Below are 26533 nucleotides of genomic sequence, written 5' to 3'. Positions count from 1 at the left end.
TATCAACGGGGCCGTGGTAATATGTACACCAATATATCGTAGTTTTGGCCGTATTTAAGCGGCTAAAAGGCTTCCGTATAAACGGGGAGGAGTTCGTAACATGCCTTTTACACAAGAAGAGATTGAAGCACATCTGGAGAAGCTGGAGGGCTGGGAACTGGAGGAAGGACGTTGGATCGTTCGGAAATATAATTTTTCCAGTTTTATGAAAGGAATTGCCTTCGTGGATGAAGTTGCCGCTATATCTGAGGCATTTAATCATCATCCATTTATTACGATTGATTACAAGACCGTGACTCTGCGTTTGACCTCCTGGGACGATGGCGGTATTATGGCCGTAGATATTAAGGAAGCCCAACAATATAATGAAGCTTTCGAAAAAATGCGCAGCAGTCATTGAGTTTGTAATGATCTGTCGTATATATGAAGAGCGCCTTCGTTATACAACATCGCGGTTGTATAGTGAAGGCGCTCTTATTTATAGAACCCGATTCTGTTGTTCAGGACGATATACCATACAATGGAACGGCTTTCTGCCATCTGGAGTCTGGCGTTCATAGGTATCCGTTAGCTCAAATCCAGCTGCCTTGTAGGCTCGGATAGCCCGCTGATTCCAAGTGAGAACCTCTAGGTCAATTTCATTCTGCGGATGCCGCCGTCTGGCTTCCTCGGCAATGGCCCGGACAAAGTCGGAGCCTGTGCCATGTCCGCATCTTTCGGGATGCATTCCAAGACCCAGCCGGGTCACACCGACCATAGGGAAATATTGAGCAAATCCCGTCAGCTCATTCTCTTCGTCCAGGACCGCAACATATTGCTCTTGGCGAAGCGTGGGACTTCCAAATTCGACTTCAAGCGCCTTCATTTGTTCCCAGGGAAGCCAGCCGTATATGTTGTAGGGGGGATCATAGCGCCACTCACAGATTTCAGCCGCTTGATGCTCGTCCATCGGTACGATCCGGTAGTTGGATATTGAGGCCGGCACTTTTCCATTCCTCCTTATGCAGGTACTTCAATCATTAACCACAGATTGTAGACAAGTTGTAGGAGAATGGCAAGCGTGTTTATTTCGTACCTAAGTCGGGTATACATTCAATAAGAAGGATTTACTGCTCATATGCTCCCCCAGCGGTGACGGTAAAACCGACGATGTTCGCTAAAATTGAAACCTTTTGAGGTGTCAGTTCGTCAGTAATGATAATCATTGCTGATGTAGTGGACATAAAAAACCGCAATTCGATTCCGGCCAGAATCAAATTGCGGCTAGGGTTAGCTTGCTGTGCGGTAGTTATTCTACGTTGTCGTCATCAGGAATATCTGAAGCTACAGAATGGTAAGCGTCTGTGCTCATAATTCTTTTTGCACCGACATAACGGTTAGCGTAATAATTTTCGTTCAGTGAGCTAACTACTACACCACGTGAAGTCGAGGAGTGGGCGAATTTACCTTCACCTACGAAGATACCTACATGGGAAACGCCTCTTCCTGTGGTGTTGAAGAACACCAGGTCGCCTGGTCTCATTTCATCGCGGGATACAGAAGAACCCATTTTGAATTGTGATCCAGATTGATGCGGCAGTTTAATTCCCAGTTTGTTGAATACATACATTGTGAAGCCGGAGCAATCGAATCCCTCGAGTGTAGTGCCTCCGCTTCTGTAGTTCGTTCCTTTGGCATCTTGGATGACCTGGTCCATCTTAGAGTCTGCAAATGCACTGCTGCCACCGAATGTAAAAGATGTAAAGGCAATGGCGAGACCCATGGCTGCGATCGTTAGCTTCTTCTTCAAAAAAAATATACCCCTTCCAATGCCTGCGAGGTTAGCTTAAGGATTCGGTAGAAGGTTCCCCTATGACCACTCTGTTGCGAGATCAATTCACCCAAACTGGTTCCCCCGCTTCCTAGGTGCCAGGAATTAGGCTTAACTTAAGATGTGCACCTTGGAGAGCAGTATTCACGACAACGATGTTTTTAAGATAAAGGTTACAATAAAGATTACAAAGTTGTTACTATCAGTTCACTGCGATTATTGTAACAAAGACAGCAGGCTTTGGCAAATGTTTCATCGCAAAAAGTTACAAAAAAAATCTGTTCCTAACGCTCCAGGAACAGATTCTGTTAACAGTATTCAGTTATGTGCCGTTTGCACGGGAAAGAAAAAAGTTTTTTCGACAGCTGAAAATACAGAAGAGAGGATATTGTGAGGGGTTAGCCTCTGCTGGAGATATCGATGTGCCATAGCCGATACTGTGAACTGATATGCCACAGCCTGACCAGACTGGTAACAAAATGATACGATTGTTGGAGAATCAGTGCCAACATACCCGTCCAAATCATCGCCACGGTGCCAAATAGACCGAAAACTAGCAACACACAAGTACCGAGCAACAGGGATACACCAACAGCCGGAAGAAGCTGGCGAAAGAAGGCGAGCAGGGAGGATAGTATGGTGTGACCACTGACAGTGCCCAGCTGCATATACAGGATGCACTGCCGAATGACCCAACCGTAAGCTATCCACCCCATGGCATAGGGCAACAAATGTAGCAGGTAAGAGGAAGATTGCAACGTTCCTACTACAATAGGATAGAGTCTCGGTACCACCCAAAAGGCGGGAAGCAGCAGCAAACCCAACTCGATGATGTAATACAATAGCGATGACATACCGTGGCGTTTCATCCCCTTGAAGAAGGACAGGCTTTGCGGTTCAGACGCATCGGTATGCAGGCTTTGATATATGCCAGCTCTAATGAAGGGAGTGATTAGTATGCGCAATACGGTCGCCCCTAGTAATATCCACAAGTACACATGTACTTCCCGGCTGTCCATCAAGGCGATCTGGCCCTCCATCCAAAACAAGGTCTTTCCCAGTTCGTTTTGGCTCTGATCAGGATAACGTAGCAGCAGCGGGATAACGGCAGACTGTACCAGCCTATAGAGAAATACTCCCCACAGCAAACGATACAGAAATAAAATGATCACGATATAAAAGCGTATGCGTACCAGCGCCCAGCCTTCTTTTATAACAGTCCGCATCTATAGACACCTCACCATGACAGACTTCCAAGCAGTGTCTCCAACAGCTTGGTTACACTTACACTCCAACGGGTTTGTTGTTTTTCATCCAATTCAGCCTTCAGGCTATTATTAATATGCTTGTTCTCCAGTGCAATAGTGTATAGAGGATCTACAGTCACATAGGACAAGGGGGAAGCGCTTTTGAGTCGGAAAGTTGTACTTTTGCCCGCACCATCCCATGCCTTGAATATCGTTGTGCCATCCTTGAAGGTAAATTGAACAGGGATTTTGGGATAATCTGCTCCTTTTTTGCTGAGCGTCACGACTGCTTCGTATCCATTCTCCAGCTTGTGGTTCATGATGCGATCGACTGAAAAGTCCGCCATCTGGCCGTCATATACATATTGTTCAAAATAGTGGCTCCATGATCGTCCGGTCACTCTCTCCACGACATGTTGAAAATCCTGTGAGGTCGGATGCTTGAATCGATAAGTCTGGACATAGGTCCGCATAATCCGGTCCATTTTTTTCATACCCACCTGACGCTCAATACCTCGTAGTACTAATTTACCTCGAGAGTAGGCATTTTGTGCATATTCAGCTGCCGATCCATACTTCCAGGACTCACGGTTTAGCGGCTGTGGGGAAGCTACCTGTCCCGATTGTAATGGCAAGTTGGGGGTAAGCCCATATTCTTGTTCCATGAGCCGTTCCTCTGCATAGGAGGTGAAGCCTTCATCCAGCCAAGGCTCCTCAAATTCATTGTTGGCTACCATTCCGTAGAAATATTGATGCCCAATTTCATGAACCAGCGTCCGTTCCAGATTATAGCCAGGATTCAGTTGGTCCGCAGCTGCGGCCGTGATGAGTGTCGGATATTCCATGCCGCCGGCTCCACTGCCTGTTTTGGGTGGAACGACGATGGATAGAGTGGAATATGGATAAGGCCCGTACCATTTGCTGTAGTACGAAAGGGCAGCCTTGGCTGCGCTCATGTAACGTCCTTTGAGTTCCTTATGGGACGGGTCCAGATAGAGCTTGATTTTGACACCAGGAACCTCAGTAGAAGAGAAGGGTTCTTCTACGGCTACGAAGTTGGGTGAAGCAGACCAGGCAAAATCGTGTACATCATCGGCATAAAATTGATATATTTTCTGGCCGTTCTGTCGTACTGCACCACGGGTGGGAAAACCGGTCGCTGCTACGATGTGTGTTTCAGGCACCCGAATCCGTATACTGTAAATTCCAAAGTCGGCATAGAACTCGGAGTTGCCATGGTACTGATGGAGGTTCCAGCCCTCTTCGGCGCGTCCACGTTGTCCTGCAGTCTCATAGACGCTGAGCTTTGGAAACCACTGTCCAGCCATTACAAAATCATCTGTCGCACCCATACGAGCAAAAATGCCAGGCAGTTTGACTTCAAACTTCATATATAGTGTGATTTCTTCGCCACCTCGTACCGGCTTGGGTAGACGCACCTTTATGAGAGAACGGTCGCTTGCGTTACCGTCATCTGGTTGTACATATTGAGTGCGGTGCATGAGAGATAAACCGTCTTCTGTTTTTAGTTCGGTCAGCGTCATGGAGCCAAAGCCGTCCTTAGGCATGGTGTCTCCGCGCAGCTTTCCGCCGGATTCTTTCATAAAGGTGGTTTCCATGGAAGAGAAGGCATTCGGGTATAGATGAAGATACAGATCATTCACAGTTTTCTTACCCGGATGCTTCCAGGTCAGTGTCTCAGTGCCTCGCAAAACCCGTCCTTTTTCCAGAGATACATCAATGTGATATTCCACCACCCGTTTGCTGAGAATTTCTGAAGCGGGCTGTGGAGGGTTCTTGGGCAGATCGGGCATGATGTTGGCCCCTAGAGGCTTGCCCATATTTGGCGCAAGCGCAGACTCAGACTCGGAGCCGTATAGTGGTTTGCCTGCGGACTGAGAGACGGATTGCGATTGGGGTTGCCAGGCAAACCATAACGTCCCTGCGAGGAGTCCGAGGGCTAGTGTGGACAATAAAACGATTTTGGTGCGTGCTGGGGTCATACAATGGATACCTCCCGTTGACAAGCATCTACAGCATGTATATGTTTGCTTTCGGGAGATTATTAGTTAAAATATTTATAGTGTAGAATGAGTGTGAAGACGGAAATTGGAGGTCTAGTGACGCATGAGTGAAAATCAACCGGACGGCAAAAAGCAGATTGCACTGAATATTGTCAGTGGCAAGAGTAAACATAAGGGCTTCGGCGCAGGCTCAATCGACCTGAACAGCATGTCCCCGGTCATCATTGACCGCGGAGAGGCGAAAATTGATGTCGGTGCCATGCATGCCAAAAGTAAAGTAGAACGTGGAATCAAGTTCTCTACGAATAAAGAGGACGTACCGAACGGACGCCAGGTATGGCTGGTATGGGTAGCTGTGGACCGTACGCCCGAAGGACGTATGTATGGTGGCGCGACGGCCTGCGAGATGCTGATTGACGACGAAGCCAAACGCGGCTGGAAAATTCTTGCCGATCATGTTAATCGTATGGATTATGCACTCAAGCGCCGTTTTATGCTGGATGATCTCGGCAGCGAAGATAAAGCAGCGCTCAGAAGCCTGCTGATTTCGCATAATCAGGAATGGTGGGACGCTTCGCCTGAGGAATTGAAGCAGGCGCTGGAAGGGTAAGCCTAGCGTTAACGAAGTAACAGTATTGTAGAAAAGCAGCCACTGTAGGCTGCTTTTTCCTATAAGAAGAACCGAATTGGAATCTCTATATAAGCTCTATGATGCCTTCAATTGTTAGTTTTCTGACCTCATAAAATATGTACCGGACAATAAAATAGTAGTCTACTTCCTTTTCATGTAAGTAATGAACATCATCGCCTTGACATCATGGAAAGGCATTCACTATAATTCAAATAGAAATCGGTTTCAATCCGGTTTTTATTTAATTCGTGGAACCGGTTCCTAAAAAGGTGAAGTTTTTTCCTATCGCTGTTTATGAATGTAATCTCTAAATAAGGTGGCATCGTTATGTTTAAATGGTTGAAAAAGAAGGCGGCTCCCCGTATTGAACAATTCGACATGGTAGCGCCGGTTAAAGGAAAAGTGGTTTCCCTGGAAGAGGTTCCAGATCCTGCATTCTCGACAAAAGCTATGGGGGATGGCATCGCTATTCATCCGTCTGAGGGTAGGGTCACCGCTCCTTTCGCGGGAAAAGTTGCTCATGTTATGGAGAAAAGCAAACACGCTCTCATTATTGAGCATGAATCCGGAGTACAAGTTTTGATACATGTCGGAATTAATACCGTTTCCCTCAAAGGACAAGGATTTAATCCTAAAGTCCAAGTAGGAGATAGCATTAAAGCAGGGCAATTATTGATGGAATTTGATCTGGATGCAATTCAACAGGGTGGATTACCTGTAATCACTCCAGTAATCGTTCCAGACGGGCAAGATATGATCAGCCATGTCGAAATACTGGATAATCCATCTGCTTCTCCAGATGTACCTGTATTAAGAGTTCACTTGAAAGCATAGTTAGCATTTTTGTTTCCTACTATCATGCTCATAGAAAAAATTCTTTGAATGTAAAGGTAAAATATGTAGAAGAAGACTAACCAGGAGATCTTGGTTGGTCTTTTCTTTTAATAAGTAAGTCCAGTTTAGGATAATGTAGAATGGTTTTGAAAGGGGAAATGTATATTGAATGCAAACCGTATTTTAAAATTAGAAAAGGCGTTGTTTCAGGCTTGGTCTTTGGAGTCTAGCTCAAAATGGACAGCCAAGAATCCTGCCGCCGGACAATGTGGTGTCACAGCGCTTGTCGTTCAGGACAGGCTTGGTGGTGATATTTTGAAGACATGGCTGGACAGCGGCTGGCATTATTACAACCGAATCGGTGAGGATATTATAGATTTTACGGAGTCACAATTTTCAAGCCTTCCACAGTATCAGCATGTACAATCCAACCGGGAAGAAGCATTTTCAGACACCAACGCAGAGCAGTATGCAGCTTTAAGCCGGAGACTAGGGGAATCGTATATGGGTACATAATTAAAGCAACAAATTCGGAGGGCCAAAGCTGGATATTGACTGCATACGAGGGGCCGGGTGGTCCAGCTATAGGGGGAGATACTGAGAAAGACTCTATAGCAGAAGTCGCGCAGGATTTGCTAAATCTTATTGAAGCCACAAAGCCAGCGAATTTCGAAGATATGGGCTATTATGAGGATACTGGATCTACTATTCGTTATGGATGCAAGGATCAAGTCTGTTTTTATCAGGAAAGCACCACAGAGCAATATGCACCGGATGAGTGAAGTTACGGGGTGAACATTAAAATATCAGAAGTAGATCGGTACCTTGTCGAGGGCGGTCTACTTCTTTTTCGTTTAGGTAAGTATTGTTGCTCACGAATAAAACTAATGCAGCCAATGGCTGGGAACGCTTAGAGACGAGGGCAGTCTGGTTTTGCAATTGCCTTTAGCCGAATTTAATTGCGCTTGGGTAAGAAAGATACTTCCCTCCAGATTAGCCCCACTTAAATCAGCATCTCTAAAGTCTGCCCCGATGAGGTCAGTCATGCTCAAATCAGCTTCTCGCAGGTCAGCAGCAATCAGTAGAACGCCTCTCAGGTTGGCACCTCTCAGATTAGCGCCTCTTAAATTGGCACCGATCAGGTCTCTACTTTTGATTTTTTTACTCAGTTTATGGTTCTCCATGTTTTTCTTACATTTTTCTCGCACTAACTCACTTGTTTGTACAAGTAAATCATTGACTAGCGCCCTATGGGTGGGTACATGAAGATCTATGAGGGATTTTGGATCTTGATCCGTAAGCTGCTCGGTTTTCACCATTGCTTCCTGTAACTCGGTATAGATGGAGTGAGTTTCTTGCAAGCTACGGGCTTCATTTAGGTAATAGAGCATTTCATAAAGCTGCTGCATGATGGGAAATAGATTGAACATTTCATCAGCTATTGCCGGGTCGTCTCGCCAGCTTTTTCCGTTGTATGTAACTTGGGAAATTCTTTGACCTGCCCCAAAGCAATCATATACTGTACAGCCTCGCAAGCCTTTATTCCTTAGGTTCTTATGAATGTCACAGCGATAATCCGCATTTAGGTGTTGACAGGGAGTTCCTCCATCCTTGTTAAAGGCAAAATCAGCAGATTTGGCATAAGGCAAGGCGACACAGCATAAACCAAAACATTTTTCACAATCGGCAGTATACAATAAATACACATCCTTTTATTAGCACCTACTACATGTAATAGTACCAAAAAAAGATGCAGGATGGTGTATTGCTAAGTAAAATAGGTCGATTATCCTTTTGCTAAATTCAATTGCCATGAAACACCGTATTTATCTTCGACCCAGCCAAACTGTTGGCTTACGGGCGAGGCTTCAAGGGGCATTAAAACTCGGCCTTCCTGAGATAGCTGACCAAACATACGATGAATTTCTTCTTCCGAATCACAAGTGACGAATAGCGACAGAGCTGGAGTAAAAGAGTGTTTGTCCTGATGGTTATAGTCTATGGCCATAAAGGTTTGCCCTTTGAGGTTGAATACGGCATGTAACACGGTCCCATCTTCCTGATGAAAAATGCTCATGATACCAGACGGCTTAAATACAGAGGTATAATATTGCATAGCTTCCTCTGCTTGACCGGGGAACATGAAAAACGTTGTGATTTTTGGACTAGAATCCTGCATCAGATCAGCTCCCTTGAGTGGATTATAGATGATAACATTTTTTATCTTTTGTAATAGAAATATTCATGATTAGGAAAGTACTTCATAAAGAAAGATAGGCATAACTGGGAAGGGGAAACCAGATGATAGATGCGACAGCAAAGCTTATTGAGATGGTGGGTTCAGGCAGGAAACTGGACGCCAGCATTATTTCGGCCTATACGGATGTAGTTGCCCAATACGGAACCGCGGAGGATGCTTGGGAGTTATATTGGCTTTTTGTAGAAGATCCTGATCACTATGTTAGGGGTTTGTTACTTGGGCCGATCATGAGATGCGGAGATGTTGCTCTGGCGCAGGATATGTACGAGCGTTACGTTCGAAATCAGACATCCCAGGAACATATACCTGATGGTGTGCTGCATGTGTTAGGTTATTTGGGTTATGTGGAAGCTGCGGCTGATCTCGTCGCATGGTTGAACGGGCCCTATGGGGCAGCATCCGTGGATGCTTGTTTGGGGCTCGTACATCTTCCATGCGAATCGTTTCGTGAACGATTGGCAACTGAATTGGAAAAAGCAGTAAATCAAAATCTGTTTAATGAATTCTTACCTCTACTGAGCTTTAAATGTACTACAGAGGATATGGTTCCGCGATTGGTGCATTGGGGAGAGCGGCATGCTTCCGTAGACTGTAATGCGGGAATTATTGCTGGAATTGCATTGTTTGGAGAAAAGCAGAAGGATACGATCCGATCTATTTTGTGGAATCCGCTTTGGGAGGCTCATGGAACGGCTACGGGAAGTTGTGTGTGGTCTTATATTGCTATGCAGCATGTAGGGTTGACCTTTAGAGAGCTTATTCAGGATATAAAAAGCTACGATGTATTCAAAGCAGGTGTACAGGCATTGGAGTACCGCTTGGATGTGTTATATGAAATGTTGGAACTAAAGCTCAGCTATAGAGCTCGGCCAATCCGGTTCGCTCGCTGTAACGAGGAATCATTTGCTCAAATCTATAGCGATTTGTTTAGCTGGTCGACGGAGCATAAGGATGACTCTATGATAGGTTGGATGAACGAACATTTGGGGTATGAGCACCGGTTGCTGGAACAGTATGATGAGATTAGGAAACGAGTCGAGATCAAAATGGTGCATGAAATTGAGCTGGAGCATGTCCAGACGGGGAGTTAATCGGGATGAGATATAAGAAATTTTGGTATAAAAGGACGAAATGACGGAGTTTGGCGGCGATATAGGGATTCGCCCAGTCCACGGGCTGATGTCCCGCATAGGATACATCAGCCTAGAACACAAGGAGTGAAACACATGTCTTTACTGCCACAAGTTCCTTTCGGAACGCAACCGGGTACTCCGGGTCCATTCACACCGTCAGGTCCTTCGATTCCACAATTTCCTGATATACAGGATTCGTTTCCGTCTCCGGTAGGTCCGCCACCAGGGCCAGGCCCCTTTTCGCCACAGCCTTTCTCACCGCCGCCGCAAGGGCCGTTCGGTCCGCAAGGTGGGCAACAAGCTCAAGCACCAACTTCCCCACCACCACCATTTACGCCACCAAAGCCGCTAGTTTCAACATTTGCGGTTGACCCTGGAGCCATTTTCGGTTGTTTGTTCCGCAATACGTTTGTATGGCTGACAAACGGAGAGCGTTTCTGGATGTACCCTGTCTTTGTAGGGAGAACATCGGTAGCGGGTTTTCGGTGGAGTGGACGTTTCTGGTTTTACTATGGTGTAGACACCAACCGTATTGAGTCGTTTAGTTGTTTTTGGTAATAGCGCAGCTTTAGGGAAGAGCGGGGCTTAACTGGGGAATGGCTGATGGCACTGGCAAGAGAGCTATAATGGGCGAATGAAATAAGTAAAGTAAAGATAAAAAAGACTGGGAGAGCGCATCATGGCGTTTTCCAGTCTTTTTTTGCTATTACTCCATCCACCATCGCTTAAAATTGCCCCACCAGGATTTTTTTTCGGCCTGCCGTTCCGCTTGGTCAGCAGGTGCCGATGCCTGTGGGTTATTCTGCCCCGATAGGGTCTCTTTTGGCTCGGTACCGCTAATGAATACCTCCAGCCGCTTGTCGGGACTGTCCGGCGCAGCCAGCTTGCCGCTGGCCGGATCAATATAGGCGCTGACTACGCCGTCAGGGATCGGAAAGATTTTGGGCGGCACATTCTCCAGCGCTTTTTCTGTATATTGTGCGAAAATCGGTGCCGCCCGCCGGGCATCCTGCGTGCTGATGGCCTTGCCTTTGTCATATCCAACCCAAACAGCGGTGGATAGCTCGGGGGTGAAGCCGACCATCCATGCGTCCGTGTTGGTCGTGCCGCTCTTGCCGGCAACCGGGCGTTTGATCAGCTTCGCGACCCGGTTGCCGGTGCCGCCTTCTTCAAACACGCCTTCCATGAGGCGTGTGAGGACATAGGCGGAGGCGGGCTTCACGATCTGCACAGGTGCGGCCTGCGGTGCTTCGTACAGCGATCGTCCGGCCGCATCGGTGATGCGCAGCACCGCTACCGGAGCCACCTTTTGCCCGCCGCTGCTGATGACCGAGAAGGCTGAGGCCATCTCGAACGGGCTGACGGGGGACACGCCCAATGCCAGCGAAGGCACGGGCTTGAGCTCGCTCGTAATGCCCATTTTGCTGGCGAGGTCCATGACCTTATCCGCTCCCACCTGCAAAATGGTGCTTACGGCATAAATATTATCAGACGCCGCAATGGCGCGCCGCAGATCTATTTCGCCCCAATATTTGTCTCCAAAATTCTTGGGCTTATAAGTTTTACGGTTGTTGTCGTAGTGGAACAACGTTGGTCGGCTTTCGAACTTAGACGTACTTGTCAATTCACCGGAATCGAGCGCGCTGAGATACATGATCGGCTTGAAAGAGGAGCCTGGCTGCCGGGTTGTGGCTAGCGCATGGTTATATTGATTCCCTACATAGTTCGTTCCGCCGACCATAGCCTTGACATGTCCGTTACGCGGGTCCATAGAGATTAATGCAGTTTCCAGTCCGTTGCTGTTCTTCATGCCCTCATTGACAGCCGCCTCGGCTGCCTGTTGCATGTGCATGTCCAGCGTCGTATAAATGCTTAGCCCGCCATGCTCAAGCACCGCTTCGCTAATCCCAAGTTGATGAGTCGCTAGTTGGCGAACGTAATCGCGAAACCAGGGAGCGGCTTCCACTGTCCGACGCTGGCTCTCGGGCCGCAAGGGCAGTATTTCCTCATAGGCCTTGCTGGCTTCAGCTGGTGTAATTTTACCGATGAGTGCCATAGAGTCCAGTACAATTTTCTGCCGATCCTTTGCGTTTTTCATATGATTATAGGGTGAATAGTAGGTCGGTCCTTTCGGAATACCTGCCAATAGGGCGCTTTCGGCCAAGTCCAGATCCTTTGCAGATTTACCGAAATACATCTGCGAGGCCGCCTCAATGCCATAGGCCCCATGACCATAGTAAATTTCATTCAAATACATTTGCAGCAGCTCATCCTTGGAATACTTCATTTCCAGCTGTGCAGTATAGATGGCCTCTTTGGCCTTGCGCGTCCAGGTTTTCTCGTGAGATAAGTACAGATTGCGCGCAAGCTGCTGAGTCAGCGTGCTGGCCCCCTGTGACATATCCCAGCGGGTCAAATTAACGATTACTGCCCGGCCCAGGCCTTTGAAATCAAAGCCAAAATGATCGTAAAACTTCCGGTCTTCCACAGCCAGTGTAGCTGCTATTAAATCGGGCGAAATATGATCAAGCTGGACAGGAATAGATTCCTTGCCTCCGGCAGAGAAGGTAGCAATGACTTGCCCCTGACTATCGAGCAGACGTGAATTCCGATCTGTATCGGCGAGTGGAAGACTGGTTGTGTACAAATAAGCGAGCAGAATGCAGGCGGCGATGACCGTCAGAATCGTGAGAGACATTAGCCCTTGAAAGCATCGAAGCCAAAGCGGTTTACGCTTGGAGGATCGCCCGGTAGTATCGGTCATCATGGCCACCTCCTTCCATAGTTGATGTTCTCAGTATAGTCAATCCGAAAGCGTCTATTCATCAGATGCGCATACGTATCTATTTTAAACAAGATTAAGCCCTAAAAATGCTTTTGCAGTCCATTCAGGTATCGCTTATAATGCAAAAAGTGTGAAATTCAAGTGTGTTTGGTACAATAAATATAGCAAACTCGGCGTTTGCGTGTTGCAGTTATAAGGGAAAGTCCATGTTTATGCTACCGGATTGCCGGACACATACTTTGATCAGAAAGAAGGTTGGAATGATGGACTTGTGGTTTACGGAGAAGCAGACTCCCTCTTTCGGCATTACAGCAAAAATCAAACAAACCTACGTCTCTGAGAAAACAGATTTTCAGGATCTGGCAATGATCGAGACGGAGGAATTCGGCAATATGCTTGTTCTGGACGGCATGGTGATGACAACGGTTAAGGATGAGTTTGTATATCACGAAATGGTAGCGCATCCGGCCTTAAATACACATCCGAATCCGAAAAAGGTTTTGGTTGTGGGTGGCGGCGATGGCGGCGTTATCCGTGAGGTCATCAAGCATCCTGAAGTGGAAAAGGCTGTATTGGTTGAGATCGACGGTAAAGTCATTGAATATTCTAAAAAATATTTACCTGAAATTGCCGGGAAGTTGGACGAGCCTAATGTGGAAGTGCTGGTCAATGACGGTTACATGCATATTATCGAACACAAAAATGAATACGATGTGATTATGGTCGATTCGACGGAGCCAGTGGGTCCGGCAGCGCCGCTGTTCGAACGTGGGTTTTACCAAGGTATTTTTGAGGCGCTGAAGGAAGACGGCATTTTCGTGGCGCAGACGGATAATCCTTGGTTCAAGGCTGACCTGATTCAGAAGGTCAACAAAGATGTAAAAGAGATTTTCCCGATTGTGCGTGTGTATGGTGCAAACATTCCAACCTATCCAAGCGGTCTATGGACATTTACATTGGGCAGCAAGAAATATGATCCGCTCGAAGTGGACGAGAACCAAATTCCAGAGATGGACACTCGATATTACAGTCCGCGTCTGCACAAAGCAGCGTTTGTACTGCCTAAATTTGTGGAAGATTTAACAAAGTAAACATTTTAAGAAGCGTCGTAGTGATCTTTATCGCCAGTATAGAGCGAAAAGAGCGCTATAGACGCTTTTTTTGTGTTAAATCAGAACGTAGTAGGGATGAGAATATAGTGGACACTGAATTTCCTTTTAAGATAAAAGAAGGAAATTTAAGGGTACGTGTAGAACATACAAAAAACCAGACATTTAACAGATTTGTAATCGACAGGGGAGGTTTGGTTATGGAAATACATAAATTGGCGATGTACCAAAGAGGGGGAAACTTTTTTGATCAGACGCTCTTTTTATTACCTGTTGGGGTCTCAGACGATCTCCAACGCAGCAGATATCATCTACATGTTGAGTGTGGTGGTGTTGGTATTCAGTTCAAGTAATTCCTTAATGACGACTATTTTAATCCCGTTGTTCCGGTTGTCAGCTCAAGTGCTTAGTGGGCTTGTTGCACCGATCGTGCTCGGTCGATTTCGGCTGACGCAGGTTCTTCTATTTTCCCAGTTTGGGCAGTTCGTCATTTTTACGCTGCTGCTGCTTTATTTGTGGATCGTACCTGAGCAGAGGTCGTTTCTGTTTATTTTTGTAATGGTGTTCGGTATGTCTTTCCTAGATGGCTGGACCAATCCTGCGCGTAATGCGCTTGTACCCCGTTTGGCTACGGGTGAAGGACTGATGCGTGCCAACGGCATGGTAGCGGTCAGTGATCAGGTGGTAAGGTGTGCAGGCTGGGCATTAAGCGGAATTATTGTGGCTTGGCTGGGTTCCCTGAATACGCTTGCAATTGCCTCCTGTTGTTATCTCGTGGCTGTAACTGTCACGTCCTTCATTCGTGATCCGCTGGATCAGAAGCACCTAGGTCTTGAAGCTTCGAATTCCCCAACAAATGCGGAAGAACCCGCAAAGGAAAAGGAAAAAGGCTCCCATTGGAAAGAGCTTGGGGAAGGCTGGAAAATCATTTGGCACAACCGCCGTATTCGTTCTCTGATGATCGTCGATAGCGTGGACAGTATTGGGGGAGTCTCCTGGCTCGGTGTATTTATTTTGGCGTACGTCAGCCAAGTGTTGCATCGTGATGAGAGCTGGTGGGGCTTTATGAATGCGTCCTTTTTCTCCGGCACGATTTTGGGTGGGTTAATTGTTGTTGGCTTGGTTAAGCGATTGCAAAAGAACAGCTTTTTGTACATGCTCGGAGCTTTGCTGGTGTATGTACTGATTACCATTGTATTTGCGCTAAATACCATTCCCGTGGCTGCGCTTGTTCTTTTTGCTGTATCAGGCTTACCTGTTCAAATGGCGGGCATTATTCGCCGCACCTTGCTACAAAGCAGTGCACCGGCAGCCCAACTACCCAAAGTGATGGCAGGGATTGATGTGATTACCAATCTCGCTTTTGGCCTGGCTTTATTATTCATGGGCTGGTATGCTGACCGATTCGGCATGGTGCAGGTGTATTTGCTGGCTGCGGCTATGACTACCATTGCTGTTCTGATCGGCTGGTGGTATCGGCGTGATTTTCAGGAAGACGAACCGATTGATCATCCGACCGCTACGGGAGCAGGGATATGAATTACATAAGCAATAGCTCCTTTCTGTGCCACAACAAAAAAGTCGGTTGCATAAGAGCAACCGACTTTTAAGGAGAACGTTTTTTACGAACGTAACGTCCTGTTACCATAACTGCGATGTTAGGCCGTAGTGAACTGGCTGTTATAAAGCGAGGCGTAATGGCCGCCGCTTGCTAGTAGTCCTTCATGGGTACCGCTTTCGACGACATCGCCGTTTTTCATATATAAGATCAGATCCGCTTCGCGGATGGTCGATAGCCTGTGGGCGATGACGAAGCTGGTGCGTCCATCGATCATTTTCATAAAAGCCTTTTGGATACGGGCTTCTGTAAGGGTGTCTATGCTGCTGGTTGCTTCATCCAGAATGAGCATAGGTGGATCGACGAGAATCACCCTCGCGATGGTGAGCAGCTGCTTTTGCCCTTGCGATAGGCTGTCGCCTGACCCGCTGATGACCGTATCGTAACCATGAGGCAGGCGCTTGATAAAGCTATGCGCATTGGCAGCTGTCGCAGCCGCGATAACTTCTTCGTCTGTGGCCTCTGGCTTCCCGTAAGCGATATTGTCCCGAATCGTTCCGCTGAACAGCCATGTATCCTGAAGCACCATACCAAAGTTAGTCCGCAGGCTGTCCCGGCTCATATCGTTGATATTCACCCCATCGATGGAGATCGAACCGCTGTCCACATCGTAAAAGCGCATGAGCAGGTTAACGAGTGTGGTTTTGCCTGCTCCAGTCTGCCCGACAATAGCTACGCGGGTGCCTGGCTTGACCTCCAAACTAAAGTTCGTGATGAGCGTCCGTTCCGGATTATAGGAAAATTTCACATGATCAAACAGAATCGTGCCTTTGCTACGCTCCAGCTGTACGGCGTTCGATTTTTCCGGTTGCTCCGGCGGCGAATCCAAAATAGCAAATATGCGCTGAGCAGAAGCCGTAGCAGCCTGAAACTGGGTCAGCACTCCTGTAATTTCATTAAAGGGCTTGGCGAACAAATTGGTGTAAATGAGAAAGCTCGACAAACCGCCTACCGATATCCCACCCAAAATGATCGAAATACAACCAATCATAGCGGTGACTGAAAAAGTCATGTTGTTGACCAATCGGGTGGAAGGGTTGGACAAAGATCCGTAAAACTGTGATTTAACTCCCGCTTGATACAACTGCTCGTTTCGGGCGGAAAATTCCTCAAGCGAGCGATTTTCATAATGAAAGGCAGTAACTACCCGCTGTCCGCCAATCATTTCTTCCACATAACCGTTCAGACTTCCTAAAATTTTGGCCTGTTCGCGGAACATACGTTGCGATCTTGTAGTAATGAACCGTGCAACGCCATATGTGATGGGGGCAGACACTAATACCACCAGCGTCATCACTGGACTGATATACAGCATGAGTACAATCGAACCAACAATAGTAATCAATCCGGTGATCAAGGTGGAAAAGCCCTGTAATAAGCCATCCGAGACGGCATCCATATCGTTCACAAAACGGCTAATGCTATCTCCTTGCGGATGATTGTCATGAAAGCTTAACGGAAGGATATTAAAATGATCGAATAACTCCCGTCGCATATCATTTACAGTCTGAAAAGCAATGCGGTTCGTCAAATATGTGAGCAGCCAACTAAATAGACTGCCTACAACATATACAACGCCTAGTCCAGCTAAAATCTGTGCAATAGCTCTAAAGTCTACCGTTCCCTTATTCACCATATGGTCGATAGCCCGACCAATCATATAGGGTCCGACCAGACTGGCGAGCACGCTGAGAATCGCACTGACGATGACCCAAAACGTTGTTGATTTATATTGTCCCACATAGGTTAACAATCTTCTCCAGGTTTCCTTGCCACTCATTGGTCTACCTCCTGCGTTGAGAGCTGGGAGCGATTAATTTCCTGATATACCTCCGAGCTGCTCATCAACTGATCATGTGTGCCGATCCCGACAATCCGGCCTTCATCAAATACAATGATTTTATCGGCATGCTGTACACTGCTTACTCGTTGTGAGACCAGCAGGACAGTCATGCGGGTGCTATTTTCCCGAAGCGATTTCCGAAGGGCGGCATCAGTTGCAAAATCAAGTGCGCTTGAGGAATCATCCAAAATCAGTATTTCCGGATTGCCTACAATAGCTCTGGCAATGGTAAGTCGCTGCTTTTGGCCGCCTGACAGATTAAGTCCACCACGCGTGATCGGGGCGTCGAATTTTTCCGGTAAGTTAGAAATAAATTCATCCGCTTGCGCGATAGCTGCGGCCCGGGCGACTTCCTCATCGGTGGCATGTTCATGTCCCCAACGGATATTATCCGCTATAGACCCTGTGAACAGCAGTGCCTTTTGTGGAACAATCCCGATTTTCTGCCGCAATTGCTCCAGCTTGTAATGCCGTACGTCGATGCCATCGACACGTACACAACCTTCTACTGCATCATAGAAGCGGGGAATCAGATTCACGAAGGTGGATTTTCCCGAGCCTGTTCCTCCTATGATTCCAACCGTTTCACCGGGATAGATGTCTACGACTACATCGCTAAGTGCCAGTTGTCCTGTCTTATTGTAGCCAAAGGAGACATGATCAAAAGAGATGGCTGGTATTGGGCTGATTTTACCCGTTCTTCCCTGATCGAATGATGCAGAATTGGCAGTATCGGAAATCGAAGCTTCCGTGTCTAGGACCTCCTGAATTCTCGCTGCTGAAGTGGCAGCCTTGGTGAACAGAATAATGAGATTCGTCACCACAATCAGGGCCAGTAAAATCTGCGTAATGTAATTAATAAACGCAATAATCTCTCCTTGTGTAAGAGATCCATATTGGATATGAATACCGCCGATCCACAGAATGGCAATAATAGCTCCGTTGACCACCAGTAAGGTGGCTGGGCTAAGTAGAGCAGAAATACGGCCGACACGAATAGCGGTCTGGGTCAGGTCATCTGAGGCGGTATTGAACTTTACTCGTTCAGCTCCTCTTTTGGCAAATGCACGGATAACCCTTACACCTGTGAGATTTTCGCTTAGTACCAGAGCGATTTTATCGAGCTTTTTCTGGTATAGCTGGTACAGCGGAGAAGCCTTCGTGATGACTACATACAGAATCAAAGCCAAAACGGGTGTAGCCGCCAACAGCACCAAAGCAAGGCGGAAGTCCAGTATCATGGACATGATGATCGCCCCGATACAAATAAAAGGAGCACGAATAACCAGACGAATCAACATCGCTACAGCTGTTTGCAGCTGATTGACATCATTCGTAATTCGGTTGATGAGAGAGGGCGTACCAAATTTATCGAGATCTGCATAAGAAAACGATGAAATATGCTTAAACATCGTATTGCGCAGTGTGGTTCCGAATCCTTGGGAAGCACGGGCTGCGTAAAACTGGCACACTAGAGAACTGCCAAAGCCCAGTATAGTCATGAGCAACATTAAAAGACCCATTTGCCAAACATAATGGGTGTCTCCCTTACCAACGCCATGATTAATCATTAAAGCCACCATAGTAGGCAGCAACAATTCCAGAATAGCCTCAATTAGTTTAAACAGAGGCCCAAGAATCGTTTCCTTTTTATAGGGTTTCAAAAAAACAGCAAATTTCAACAAATCAACCATCACCTAACCTGAATATTGTATAAAGTTTTCTATTGTAATTGCATATCTGAATATGATTATGGCATATCCCCAACCATATGAATAATATTTAATATATATTAGAGATATAGGTTTTACATATATCAGGACCGGAGGTTCATGATGGAATTGAGACATCTCAAATATTTTTTAGCGATTGCAGACGCTGGACAGATTACAGCGGCAGCCAAAAAACTGCAAATCGCACAGCCTCCCTTAAGTCAGCAGCTTATGCAGCTGGAGGAAGAGCTGGGTGTAAAGCTTGTGCATCGAGGCTCACGAAGCATTCAATTGACAGAGGCCGGAATCATTTTACGGAACAGGGCCAAGCAGATTTTGGAGCTGACGGATGCTACGACAAGGGAAATAAACGATTTCGCCATGGGGATGAAGGGGACGCTCACCATTGGAACGGTTTCTTCCTCTGGGGCAACCCTGATGAAAGACAGGCTTTCCGAATTTCATAAAACCTATGCGGGTGTAAAATTTGAAATACATGAGGGAAATACCTTCCGGATTCTCGATCTTTTGAACAAAGGAATTGTAGAAGTCGGTATCGTCAGAACCCCTTTTAATACCACTGATTTAGGGTGTAGATATGCGTCCACTGAGCCGATGGTAGCAGTGATGACGGAAGAACATGATTGGAGTCCCGAACAGAAGAGCATATCATTGGCTGAGCTGAAGAACAGACCACTCATCGTATATCGTCGTTTTGAGCAATTGATCCACGACACCTGTATGAAGCATGGCTTTGAGCCAAACTACTTTTGCAAAAATGACGATGCCCGCACCACGCTTCTTTGGGCCAACGAAGGGCTGGGTATTGGCATGATTTCGCGCTCCGCATTGTCTTTGGGCAGCAATAATCATTTAATTGTTAAGGAAATTATGTGTGAAGATTTGCACACTCGTGTGGCTGCCGTCTGGTTGAAGGATAAATACATGTCTTCTTTGGCTTCCCGGTTCATTGAAAGTTTTAGCCAGGCATCCAGTGTAGCTGACCTACAGTAGTTGAATTTTTTAAGGGCGAAAGCATCTTTTTGTAAAAACTCATTTGAATTGCAATCGGGAACTGGATATAGTAGTACAGTAGGATAGCGATAGAATGGAGTTTGAACACATGCCACACAATGCAAAGGTTCGAATCCGTCTTCATAGTCATCATGACGGAGAAGATGTGGTACAGGAGCTTCCTGGAGAAGCAATCGTTCGCGGGAAGCATCTATATATAAGGTACGAGGAGCCGCAAGAGAGTCCTGAGGGCGGTACGACACGGAACACAGTCAAGATCGGACCAGATGAGCTAAAGCTGATTCGTCACGGTGAGGTACAATCAGAGCAGTCGTTCGCGCTGGGACGCAGGTTGCCTGGATTTTACCGCTCGCCTTATTTAAACCTGAACATGTCTGCGCATACGCAGAAGCTCGATATTCGGATGGATGGATTCACTGGACAAGTGAGCTGGACTTATGATCTATACGTATTTGAGGATTTCTCGGGGCATTTTGCCATCAGTTTGCATATACAGGAGGAGCAACAATCATGACAAGCAATCCACTGGAACTTATTAATCAAAAGGTGACCTCAGCAATCGAGGCAGCGGTGCTGGCTGCTGGAATCGTGGGTCGCGAAGAGCTGCCGACCATTACGCTGGAGGTACCTAAGGACAAGTCACACGGTGACTTAGCTACCAACGTAGCCATGCAGCTCACTCGCATTGCGAAGAAGAATCCGCGTCAAATCGCTGAAGATCTGATTGCGAATATGGACTTAGCTTCCGCTTCTATTGAAAGTGCGGAAATCGCGGGACCAGGCTTTATTAACTTTCGTTTGAACAAGAGCTACCTCTATGCAGTGATCGGACAAGTACAGGAGCAAGGAGCAGATTACGGTCGTGTACAGGTAGGTGAGGGCAAAAAGGTACAGATCGAATTTGTCAGCGCCAATCCGACTGGGAGTCTTCACTTGGGCCATGCACGTGGTGCAGCCGTAGGGGATGCGCTCTGTAATGTGCTTGATTTTGCCGGATATCAAGTCACTCGTGAATATTACATTAATGATGCGGGGAACCAGATTTACAATATGAGCCGTTCCATCGAAGCGCGTTATTTGCAGGAGCTAGGACAGCCTGCGGAGATGCCGGAGGACGGATACCATGGTGAGGATATCATCGGGTTTGCGAAGGAACTGGTGGCTGAGAAGGGCGATTCTCTGTTGTCTATGGAACCAGGAGATCGTGCCGCTTATTTCCGTGAATACGGTCTGGAAAAGGAACTGAATAAGATCAAGCGTGATCTGGAGCGGTTCCGTGTACCTTTTGATTCCTGGTTTAGTGAAACATCACTGTATGATAACGGTGAAGTGCTTAAAGCACTGAATGAGCTGCGTGACCGTGAGGAAATTTATGATAAGGACGGAGCTACTTGGCTGAACACGACTAAGTATGGTGACGATAAAGACCGCGTATTGATCAAAAATGACGGTACTTATACGTATCTGACTCCGGATATCGCCTATCACCGTGACAAATATGCTCGTGGGTATGACACGATCATCAACATCTGGGGAGCGGATCACCACGGCTATATTCCACGGATGAAGGCCGCAATGGAAGCACTGGGCAATGACCCGGATAAGCTTAAAGTGCTGATTGCCCAAATGGTCAGCTTATTCCAAAACGGGGAAAAAGTAAAAATGTCCAAACGTACTGGCAAGGCAGTAACGATGGAGGATCTGATGGAAGAAGTGGGCGTAGACGCGATTCGTTACTTCTTCACCATGCGTAGTATGGATTCGCATCTGGATTTTGATATGGATTTGGCGATTTCTACCTCCAATGAGAATCCGGTATTCTACGTGCAATATGCACATGCACGTGCATGCAGCGTATATCGTCAAGCCGAAGAGCAGGGTATTGCTGTACTGCCATTGGCAGAAGTTGACTTGTCGAAGCTGACGGCTGAGCATGAATACGATTTGTTGCGCAAAATTGGCGAGTTGCCAGAGGAAGTATCGGTGGCAGCTGCAAACTTTGCGCCGCATCGTATGATTCGCTATGTCTACGAGCTGGCATCCATGTTCCACAGCTACTATAAAGCAGAGCGTGTCATCACGGAGGATGCCGCTCAAACGCAAGCTCGCTTGGCGTTGTTTGGCGCGGTCCGCACGACCATTGCCAACGTACTGAAGCTGGTGGGCGTGTCTGCACCGGAACGTATGTAAGTAAACAACTGCAACATAATGATTTTGTAGTCATATGTATAATGGTTAAAGGAACCGTTCGTGCTGCCCTCTAGGGAGGCTCGTTCGGTTCCTTTTTTTGGTTTGAATACAATAAGTTTGAGTAGCTTAATAGCGTTCCAGTACCAGATTCGTTTTCAGGGAATCGGCAGGAATCAGCCATCCTTTGGATTGTAGCAGATTCATCAGCTTGGTGCGGTTGCTTGCGGCAGTATTGTAATCCGAAGTTTTGAAGGAGATTTCGATGATATTGTCGGTACCCGATCCGTTGGCGCTGCGAATAGGCCATACTTCAACGTCAGTATCCAAGCCCTGAAAGCTGCCCTTATATTTGCTGACCTGTACAGGACCGCGTACTCTGGAGTTTGCCAAGGTATGTTTGCCCCAGTTGCTGCTTTTCCAGTTTTGCAGCTTGCCCGGAAGATTGTCCTGCAATTGTTTTAATGCCTGATCCGGGGAAGGCAGAGCTAATCCTTTGGAGGCGTTCGTTTTCTTGTCATTGGAAAAGCTTAATGTCTGCTTGCTGTATCCCCAATCCACCTCAGCCTCATAATTATCATCAGAGGCACTGAAACCTTCTTTATTCGCTTGGGTAAGTGCTGCGTCGATATTCCCGTTTGTGATCGTATATCGCTTTTTGTAGGTTAACTCATAATTTTTTTTGTCGTCTTTTTTACGAAATCTAACGTTCCAGCCCTCGTCATTCAATTGCAAGGAGTCTGTATCAAAAAACTCGACGCTTAATCGTTGCGCATCTTCACTGACTCCGAACTCATTTACGATGCCGCTTTTTAAAGAGCCATCCGCATTGAGGACCTGAGCTGTATCCAGCAGCAGCTTTACCTCATAGCTTGGTGTGGCATTGGCAGCGGCTTGTACGGGCTCTGCACCTTTCCATCCTGTTGCGAGCAGCACTGCACTCAGAGTTACTACTGACATGAATTTAGTGATACGCAGGCTTGTTTTCATTTCATCCTCTCCTGTTCGTCCGAATAGGTTACACGCTTCACTTTACGGGTGATTTGTCAGTCGTATGTCAAGCTAAGGTGGTATTCTGGTTAAAAAATACCATAATTTTTATATGACAGCTAAGATTTAATCTTGGTTCCATCATAAATATTTAGTGAATCTGTGAATCAGCGCGGAGCGATGACGATCTTTGTTGCTGACCATATAAATATGCCGCTCAACAGGCTGTCCCGGAATAGGTCTTATGATCAGTAAACCCTGCTCAACCTCTGATTGAACAGCAAGGCGAGAGACAAAGGAGATGTGTTCTCCCAGCATAACCGCCTGTTTGATAGCTTCCAGTGAATCCAATTCCAGATAGGATGGAAGTCGGCGCCTCCCGCGCTCCAGCCATTTGTCAGTCACGTGGCGTGTGCTGGAATCCTTCCCATGCAACACAAAAGAGGAAGAAGCGATGCGCTCGGGTGTTACATCGGTTTCGCTAGCGAGCGGATGAGTGGGTGAGCAGATGAGCACCAGTTCATCTTCTCCCAAGGATTCTGAGAGCAGCGTTGGGGATTGAAACGGCTCTGCCGAAATAATGCCGAGGTCAATTTCGTGGCGAGCGAGCATGTCCTTAATCACGGGCGCTGTTTTCACGGACAAGGCAATGTGAATGCCCGGATGCTCGCGGGCAAACCGATGCAGCACGGCAGGAAGCAGATAGGTGGCAGGTACATAGCTTGCGCCAATCCGTATACTCCCTCGTTGGAGCGTATCGAACTCACGGACAACTCGCTCAGCCTCAACCGCAAGTGCATTAATCTTGGTGGCATAGTGCAGCAGCGCATCTCCGGCATCCGTCAGGATGATTTTGCCCATACGTGTATCAAACAGCTTTACCCCAAATTCACGCTCCAGATTTTTCATATGAAAAGTAACAGTGGGTTGCTTTAGGCCGAGAACCTCGGCTACGGTGGTAATTTTATGGTGCTTGTTCAGCAGCTCTACAATATGTAACTTTAGAAGACTTAAGTTCACTTAGAATGCCTCGCTTTCAGTTAAGTCAAACAATCATGCTTATTCTCTAGGCAACAGCATCAACCGCCTCTATATAGATTAAATCTATGAGTGTTAACACAATTCATTGAAATAATTAATTTTGTTTTAACTTCCCAATAACACAGGTTGCGAATTCAAGTTTTACACTGGGGTCAGTCACAAGAACAGGCAGGTAATGCGATGAATCAGGATCTATATATTCGCGGATTAAGTAAAACCTTCGGCCATACCACCGCGTTGCATGAGACGAATCTGGTCGTACGACAGGGCAAGTTCACCACACTGCTCGGACCGTCCGGTTGTGGGAAGACGACGCTCTTGCGCTTGATTGCTGGTCTGGAGACACCAGATACCGGCACAATCACGATGGGAGAGGAAATTCTCTTTTCAGCTGAACGCAAAAAGGATGTTCCCGCACATCTCCGCCACTTTGGTATGGTCTTTCAGGATTTTGCGTTGTGGCCGCATATGACGGTGTTTGAAAATGTGGCCTTCGGCTTGCGAGCGAGCAAGCGGGGAAAAGGGGCTGTTAGCGCTCAAGGCAAGGAACTGCGGGCAGTGGTGCTAGAGGCGCTCGATAAGGTGAGGTTGTTAGGGATGGAGGATCGCTATCCCCATCAGCTGTCCGGTGGTCAGCAGCAGCGGGTTGCTTTTGCAAGAGCAGTTGCTATCCGGCCTCGACTGGTTTTGTTCGACGAGCCGCTCAGTGCACTGGATGCCGTGCTACGGGAGGAGATGCGCATTGAGATGATATCGCTTGTGCGCGATCTGGGGCTGACCGCCTTATATGTCACTCATGATCAGATCGAGGCCATGTCCATGTCTGATGAAGTAGTGGTTATGAAAAGTGGACATATTTTGCAGACCGGAACACCAGAGGTGATCTATGGTTGTCCGTCTCATCCAGAGGTGGCAAGCTTTATCGGCAAATCCAACTGGATCGAGTTGGAACGGACACTATTTCGACCTGAACATGTCCGTTGGGAACAGGAACAAGCGGATCAGCACACTTTTACAGTAGAGATCCTGCATGTCAGCTATGTTGGCGATCGCTATGAAATCCGTCTAGTAGCCGAAAACGGCGAGCAATGGACTGCGTATCACTCCACCCGCTTGCCCATAGGCGAACAAATGCATATTTGGGTATCACCGCAATACATCCACCAACTTGAAACATAGGGAAAAGGGGTTATATAAGATGATGAATAGGCGTGTTTTTCGTACAGGATGGAAAAAAGGGGCTATGCTTGCTTTAACATTGACTTTTGGACTGGCTGTGGCAGGCTGCGGAACGGCTACGACATCGAAGGATGGGGCACAAGCCGATGGATCAGCAAAACCAGCGGGCGCAGCGGCGTCCACCGATCAGAAGCTGGTTGTTTACAGCGCAGGCCCGGATGGACTGGCGAAAAAGCTGGTAGCGGGGTATGAGGCGCAGAGTGGAGTTAAGGTAGAGTTATTCCAGGGAACGACAGGTAAGATTTTAGCCCGCATGGAAGCGGAGAAAACGAATCCGGTAGCAGACGTGGTTGTGCTGGCATCGCTTCCGTCTGTACAAGGCTTGAAAAAGGAAGGACTCACACTCCCCTATCCGGACGCTAAAAATGCGGACAAGCTAAACCCCGACTGGTCTGATAAGGAGGGTCACTATTTCAGCACAAGTGCTTCTGCTTTGGGTATTGCATATAACACGAAGTTAGTGAAAACGCCACCTACTTCATGGGCCGATTTGGCGAAGCCTGAGTACAAGGATCAGGTTAACATTCCCGATCCATCGCTGTCTGGCTCAGCGTTGGATTTTATGACAGGCTATCTGAGCGCCAAGGGCGATGGAGGCTGGACGTTGTTTGAGCGGTACAAGGCTAACGGTGTGGCCATGGCCGGTGCGAATCAGGAAGCGTTAGATCCAGTGATTACGGGGGCTAAAGGTGTAGTCGTCGCTGCGGTTGATTACATGACCTACAAGGCTAAAGCCAAAGGCGAGCCGATTGACATCGTCTATCCGACAGAGGGAACGGTCATTAGCCCGCGTCCTGCCGCAATCCTCAAGTCCACACAGCATGAGCAAAATGCCAAAGCGTTCATTGACTATCTGTTGTCAGACGAAGCACAGAAACTAGTAGCAGATGCTTCCCTACTCCCTGGACGCACGGATATCAAAGCTGACAAGCGTGCAAACCTCGACGAAATCCCATTGCTGAAAACCAACTGGGAATGGATGGGTGAACACGGATCAGACGTGACGGAAAAGTTCACGCAAATGTTCAAATAAGC

The 26533-nt window shown here is 47.2% G+C and carries 25 protein-coding genes and 1 riboswitch; of the genes, 14 read left to right on the top strand and 11 right to left on the bottom strand.

The window, feature by feature from the left end; translation table 11 throughout:
* Positions 1–100: 100 nt before the first annotated feature.
* Entirely contained in the window at positions 101–400 is a 300-nt protein-coding gene (locus tag ACXHJ1_RS06225) for a 4a-hydroxytetrahydrobiopterin dehydratase (RefSeq protein WP_007428083.1), read from the top strand.
* Positions 401–478: 78 nt separating this feature from the next.
* Here the strand turns inward: ACXHJ1_RS06225 and ACXHJ1_RS06220 are convergent, their stop codons facing one another.
* The 4 genes from ACXHJ1_RS06220 to ACXHJ1_RS06205 all read right to left on the bottom strand — a co-directional run bounded on the left by ACXHJ1_RS06220 (position 479) and on the right by ACXHJ1_RS06205 (position 5060).
* Complete coding sequence (locus ACXHJ1_RS06220; RefSeq protein WP_016818545.1) at positions 479–985, bottom strand: GNAT family N-acetyltransferase; 507 nt, start codon at positions 983–985, stop codon at positions 479–481.
* Between the two features lie 303 nt (positions 986–1288).
* Complete coding sequence (locus tag ACXHJ1_RS06215) at positions 1289–1789, bottom strand: C40 family peptidase (protein WP_016818546.1); 501 nt, start codon at positions 1787–1789, stop codon at positions 1289–1291.
* Between the two features lie 5 nt (positions 1790–1794).
* Positions 1795–1932: riboswitch (cyclic di-AMP (ydaO/yuaA leader) on the bottom strand.
* 276 nt (positions 1933–2208) lie between these two features.
* The gene (locus ACXHJ1_RS06210; protein ID WP_017427227.1) at positions 2209–3036 is read right to left on the bottom strand and encodes a hypothetical protein; all 828 of its coding nucleotides are present in this window, start codon (positions 3034–3036) and stop codon (positions 2209–2211) included.
* Positions 3037–3047: 11 nt separating this feature from the next.
* A complete protein-coding gene (locus ACXHJ1_RS06205) occupies positions 3048–5060 on the bottom strand; it encodes a M1 family metallopeptidase (protein ID WP_107735250.1) in 2013 nt (670 codons plus the stop codon).
* 124 nt (positions 5061–5184) lie between these two features.
* Here ACXHJ1_RS06205 and ACXHJ1_RS06200 point away from each other — a divergent pair, with 124 nt between their 5' ends.
* The 4 genes from ACXHJ1_RS06200 to ACXHJ1_RS06185 all read left to right on the top strand — a co-directional run bounded on the left by ACXHJ1_RS06200 (position 5185) and on the right by ACXHJ1_RS06185 (position 7328).
* Entirely contained in the window at positions 5185–5691 is a 507-nt protein-coding gene (locus tag ACXHJ1_RS06200; RefSeq protein ID WP_016818549.1) for a YwhD family protein, read from the top strand.
* 348 nt (positions 5692–6039) lie between these two features.
* Positions 6040–6546, top strand: coding sequence for a PTS sugar transporter subunit IIA (locus tag ACXHJ1_RS06195; protein ID WP_016818550.1), 507 nt, complete (start codon positions 6040–6042; stop codon positions 6544–6546).
* A gap of 165 nt (positions 6547–6711) precedes the next feature.
* Positions 6712–7062: a YunG family protein gene (locus tag ACXHJ1_RS06190; RefSeq protein WP_016818551.1), complete on the top strand. Its 351-nt coding sequence runs from the start codon at positions 6712–6714 to the stop codon at positions 7060–7062.
* A 35-nt stretch (positions 7063–7097) separates the two neighbouring features.
* Positions 7098–7328 carry a hypothetical protein gene (locus ACXHJ1_RS06185; protein WP_254628630.1) on the top strand — a complete coding sequence of 77 codons (231 nt, stop codon included), beginning with the start codon at positions 7098–7100 and terminating at the stop codon, positions 7326–7328.
* A 102-nt stretch (positions 7329–7430) separates the two neighbouring features.
* On the opposite strand, the gene ACXHJ1_RS06180 is transcribed toward ACXHJ1_RS06185, so the two are convergent.
* Together ACXHJ1_RS06180 and ACXHJ1_RS06175 are read right to left on the bottom strand one after the other, a co-directional pair.
* Positions 7431–8243, bottom strand: a complete 813-nt coding sequence (locus ACXHJ1_RS06180) for a pentapeptide repeat-containing protein (RefSeq protein WP_107735249.1) — start codon at positions 8241–8243, stop codon at positions 7431–7433.
* An 89-nt stretch (positions 8244–8332) separates the two neighbouring features.
* Complete coding sequence (locus ACXHJ1_RS06175) at positions 8333–8725, bottom strand: VOC family protein (RefSeq protein ID WP_107735248.1); 393 nt, start codon at positions 8723–8725, stop codon at positions 8333–8335.
* A 122-nt stretch (positions 8726–8847) separates the two neighbouring features.
* On the opposite strand from ACXHJ1_RS06175, the gene ACXHJ1_RS06170 reads away from it, so the two are divergent.
* Positions 8848–9897 (top strand): hypothetical protein, encoded by a 1050-nt coding sequence (locus ACXHJ1_RS06170; RefSeq protein WP_113050833.1) that lies wholly within the window; start codon positions 8848–8850, stop codon positions 9895–9897.
* Between the two features lie 135 nt (positions 9898–10032).
* Positions 10033–10497 carry a transporter gene (locus ACXHJ1_RS06165; RefSeq protein WP_162835286.1) on the top strand — a complete coding sequence of 155 codons (465 nt, stop codon included), beginning with the start codon at positions 10033–10035 and terminating at the stop codon, positions 10495–10497.
* Positions 10498–10645: 148 nt separating this feature from the next.
* On the opposite strand, the gene ACXHJ1_RS06160 is transcribed toward ACXHJ1_RS06165, so the two are convergent.
* The gene (locus ACXHJ1_RS06160; protein WP_025363674.1) at positions 10646–12703 is read right to left on the bottom strand and encodes a transglycosylase domain-containing protein; all 2058 of its coding nucleotides are present in this window, start codon (positions 12701–12703) and stop codon (positions 10646–10648) included.
* A 284-nt stretch (positions 12704–12987) separates the two neighbouring features.
* Here ACXHJ1_RS06160 and speE point away from each other — a divergent pair, with 284 nt between their 5' ends.
* Positions 12988–13815, top strand: coding sequence for a polyamine aminopropyltransferase (gene speE / locus ACXHJ1_RS06155; RefSeq protein WP_017427232.1), 828 nt, complete (start codon positions 12988–12990; stop codon positions 13813–13815).
* A 264-nt stretch (positions 13816–14079) separates the two neighbouring features.
* On the top strand, positions 14080–15372 hold the full coding sequence (locus ACXHJ1_RS06150) for an MFS transporter (protein WP_107735245.1): 1293 nt from the start codon (positions 14080–14082) through the stop codon (positions 15370–15372).
* A gap of 119 nt (positions 15373–15491) precedes the next feature.
* On the opposite strand, the gene ACXHJ1_RS06145 is transcribed toward ACXHJ1_RS06150, so the two are convergent.
* Both ACXHJ1_RS06145 and ACXHJ1_RS06140 read right to left on the bottom strand, forming a co-directional pair.
* Entirely contained in the window at positions 15492–17231 is a 1740-nt protein-coding gene (locus ACXHJ1_RS06145; protein ID WP_107735244.1) for an ABC transporter ATP-binding protein, read from the bottom strand.
* Positions 17228–18979, bottom strand: a complete 1752-nt coding sequence (locus ACXHJ1_RS06140) for an ABC transporter ATP-binding protein (RefSeq protein ID WP_318300831.1) — start codon at positions 18977–18979, stop codon at positions 17228–17230. Before ACXHJ1_RS06140 ends, ACXHJ1_RS06145 begins: the two co-directional genes overlap by 4 nt.
* A 150-nt stretch (positions 18980–19129) precedes the next feature.
* Here ACXHJ1_RS06140 and ACXHJ1_RS06135 point away from each other — a divergent pair, with 150 nt between their 5' ends.
* The 3 genes from ACXHJ1_RS06135 to argS all read left to right on the top strand — a co-directional run bounded on the left by ACXHJ1_RS06135 (position 19130) and on the right by argS (position 22231).
* On the top strand, positions 19130–20020 hold the full coding sequence (locus ACXHJ1_RS06135) for a LysR family transcriptional regulator (protein WP_457906166.1): 891 nt from the start codon (positions 19130–19132) through the stop codon (positions 20018–20020).
* A gap of 94 nt (positions 20021–20114) precedes the next feature.
* Positions 20115–20555 (top strand): YwiB family protein, encoded by a 441-nt coding sequence (locus ACXHJ1_RS06130; RefSeq protein WP_016818562.1) that lies wholly within the window; start codon positions 20115–20117, stop codon positions 20553–20555.
* Positions 20552–22231 (top strand): arginine--tRNA ligase, encoded by a 1680-nt coding sequence (gene argS / locus ACXHJ1_RS06125; RefSeq protein ID WP_016818563.1) that lies wholly within the window; start codon positions 20552–20554, stop codon positions 22229–22231. Before ACXHJ1_RS06130 ends, argS begins: the two co-directional genes overlap by 4 nt.
* 126 nt (positions 22232–22357) lie before the next feature.
* Here the strand turns inward: argS and ACXHJ1_RS06120 are convergent, their stop codons facing one another.
* Together ACXHJ1_RS06120 and ACXHJ1_RS06115 are read right to left on the bottom strand one after the other, a co-directional pair.
* Positions 22358–23218, bottom strand: a complete 861-nt coding sequence (locus tag ACXHJ1_RS06120; protein ID WP_457905800.1) for a hypothetical protein — start codon at positions 23216–23218, stop codon at positions 22358–22360.
* A 141-nt stretch (positions 23219–23359) separates the two neighbouring features.
* The gene (locus tag ACXHJ1_RS06115; RefSeq protein ID WP_457905799.1) at positions 23360–24238 is read right to left on the bottom strand and encodes a LysR substrate-binding domain-containing protein; all 879 of its coding nucleotides are present in this window, start codon (positions 24236–24238) and stop codon (positions 23360–23362) included.
* A 201-nt stretch (positions 24239–24439) separates the two neighbouring features.
* Between ACXHJ1_RS06115 and ACXHJ1_RS06110 the strand changes: the two genes are divergently transcribed.
* A complete protein-coding gene (locus ACXHJ1_RS06110) occupies positions 24440–25438 on the top strand; it encodes an ABC transporter ATP-binding protein (protein WP_457905798.1) in 999 nt (332 codons plus the stop codon).
* Positions 25439–25457: 19 nt separating this feature from the next.
* The gene (locus tag ACXHJ1_RS06105) at positions 25458–26531 is read left to right on the top strand and encodes an ABC transporter substrate-binding protein (RefSeq protein WP_107735239.1); all 1074 of its coding nucleotides are present in this window, start codon (positions 25458–25460) and stop codon (positions 26529–26531) included.
* Positions 26532–26533: the final 2 nt, after the last annotated feature.

The organism is Paenibacillus sp. ALE2 (genome assembly GCF_054113385.1).
This window is presented reverse-complemented; position numbering and strand designations above follow the sequence as displayed.

Excerpts from the sequence above, each read along its gene's own strand:
- ACXHJ1_RS06110 (WP_457905798.1), top strand. The coding sequence starts at position 24,440 with ATGAATCAGGATCTATATATTCGCGGATTAAGTAAAACCTTCGGCCAT.
- ACXHJ1_RS06210 (WP_017427227.1), bottom strand. The coding sequence starts at position 3,036 with ATGCGGACTGTTATAAAAGAAGGCTGGGCGCTGGTACGCATACGCTTT.
- ACXHJ1_RS06225 (WP_007428083.1), top strand. The coding sequence starts at position 101 with ATGCCTTTTACACAAGAAGAGATTGAAGCACATCTGGAGAAGCTGGAG.
- ACXHJ1_RS06170 (WP_113050833.1), top strand. The coding sequence starts at position 8,848 with ATGATAGATGCGACAGCAAAGCTTATTGAGATGGTGGGTTCAGGCAGG.
- ACXHJ1_RS06145 (WP_107735244.1), bottom strand. The coding sequence starts at position 17,231 with ATGAGTGGCAAGGAAACCTGGAGAAGATTGTTAACCTATGTGGGACAA.
- ACXHJ1_RS06130 (WP_016818562.1), top strand. The coding sequence starts at position 20,115 with ATGGAGTTTGAACACATGCCACACAATGCAAAGGTTCGAATCCGTCTT.
- ACXHJ1_RS06165 (WP_162835286.1), top strand. The coding sequence starts at position 10,033 with ATGTCTTTACTGCCACAAGTTCCTTTCGGAACGCAACCGGGTACTCCG.
- ACXHJ1_RS06105 (WP_107735239.1), top strand. The coding sequence starts at position 25,458 with ATGATGAATAGGCGTGTTTTTCGTACAGGATGGAAAAAAGGGGCTATG.
- ACXHJ1_RS06195 (WP_016818550.1), top strand. The coding sequence starts at position 6,040 with ATGTTTAAATGGTTGAAAAAGAAGGCGGCTCCCCGTATTGAACAATTC.
- ACXHJ1_RS06200 (WP_016818549.1), top strand. The coding sequence starts at position 5,185 with ATGAGTGAAAATCAACCGGACGGCAAAAAGCAGATTGCACTGAATATT.
- ACXHJ1_RS06120 (WP_457905800.1), bottom strand. The coding sequence starts at position 23,218 with ATGAAAACAAGCCTGCGTATCACTAAATTCATGTCAGTAGTAACTCTG.
- argS (WP_016818563.1), top strand. The coding sequence starts at position 20,552 with ATGACAAGCAATCCACTGGAACTTATTAATCAAAAGGTGACCTCAGCA.
- ACXHJ1_RS06160 (WP_025363674.1), bottom strand. The coding sequence starts at position 12,703 with ATGACCGATACTACCGGGCGATCCTCCAAGCGTAAACCGCTTTGGCTT.
- ACXHJ1_RS06135 (WP_457906166.1), top strand. The coding sequence starts at position 19,130 with ATGGAATTGAGACATCTCAAATATTTTTTAGCGATTGCAGACGCTGGA.
- speE (WP_017427232.1), top strand. The coding sequence starts at position 12,988 with ATGGACTTGTGGTTTACGGAGAAGCAGACTCCCTCTTTCGGCATTACA.
- ACXHJ1_RS06175 (WP_107735248.1), bottom strand. The coding sequence starts at position 8,725 with ATGCAGGATTCTAGTCCAAAAATCACAACGTTTTTCATGTTCCCCGGT.
- ACXHJ1_RS06205 (WP_107735250.1), bottom strand. The coding sequence starts at position 5,060 with ATGACCCCAGCACGCACCAAAATCGTTTTATTGTCCACACTAGCCCTC.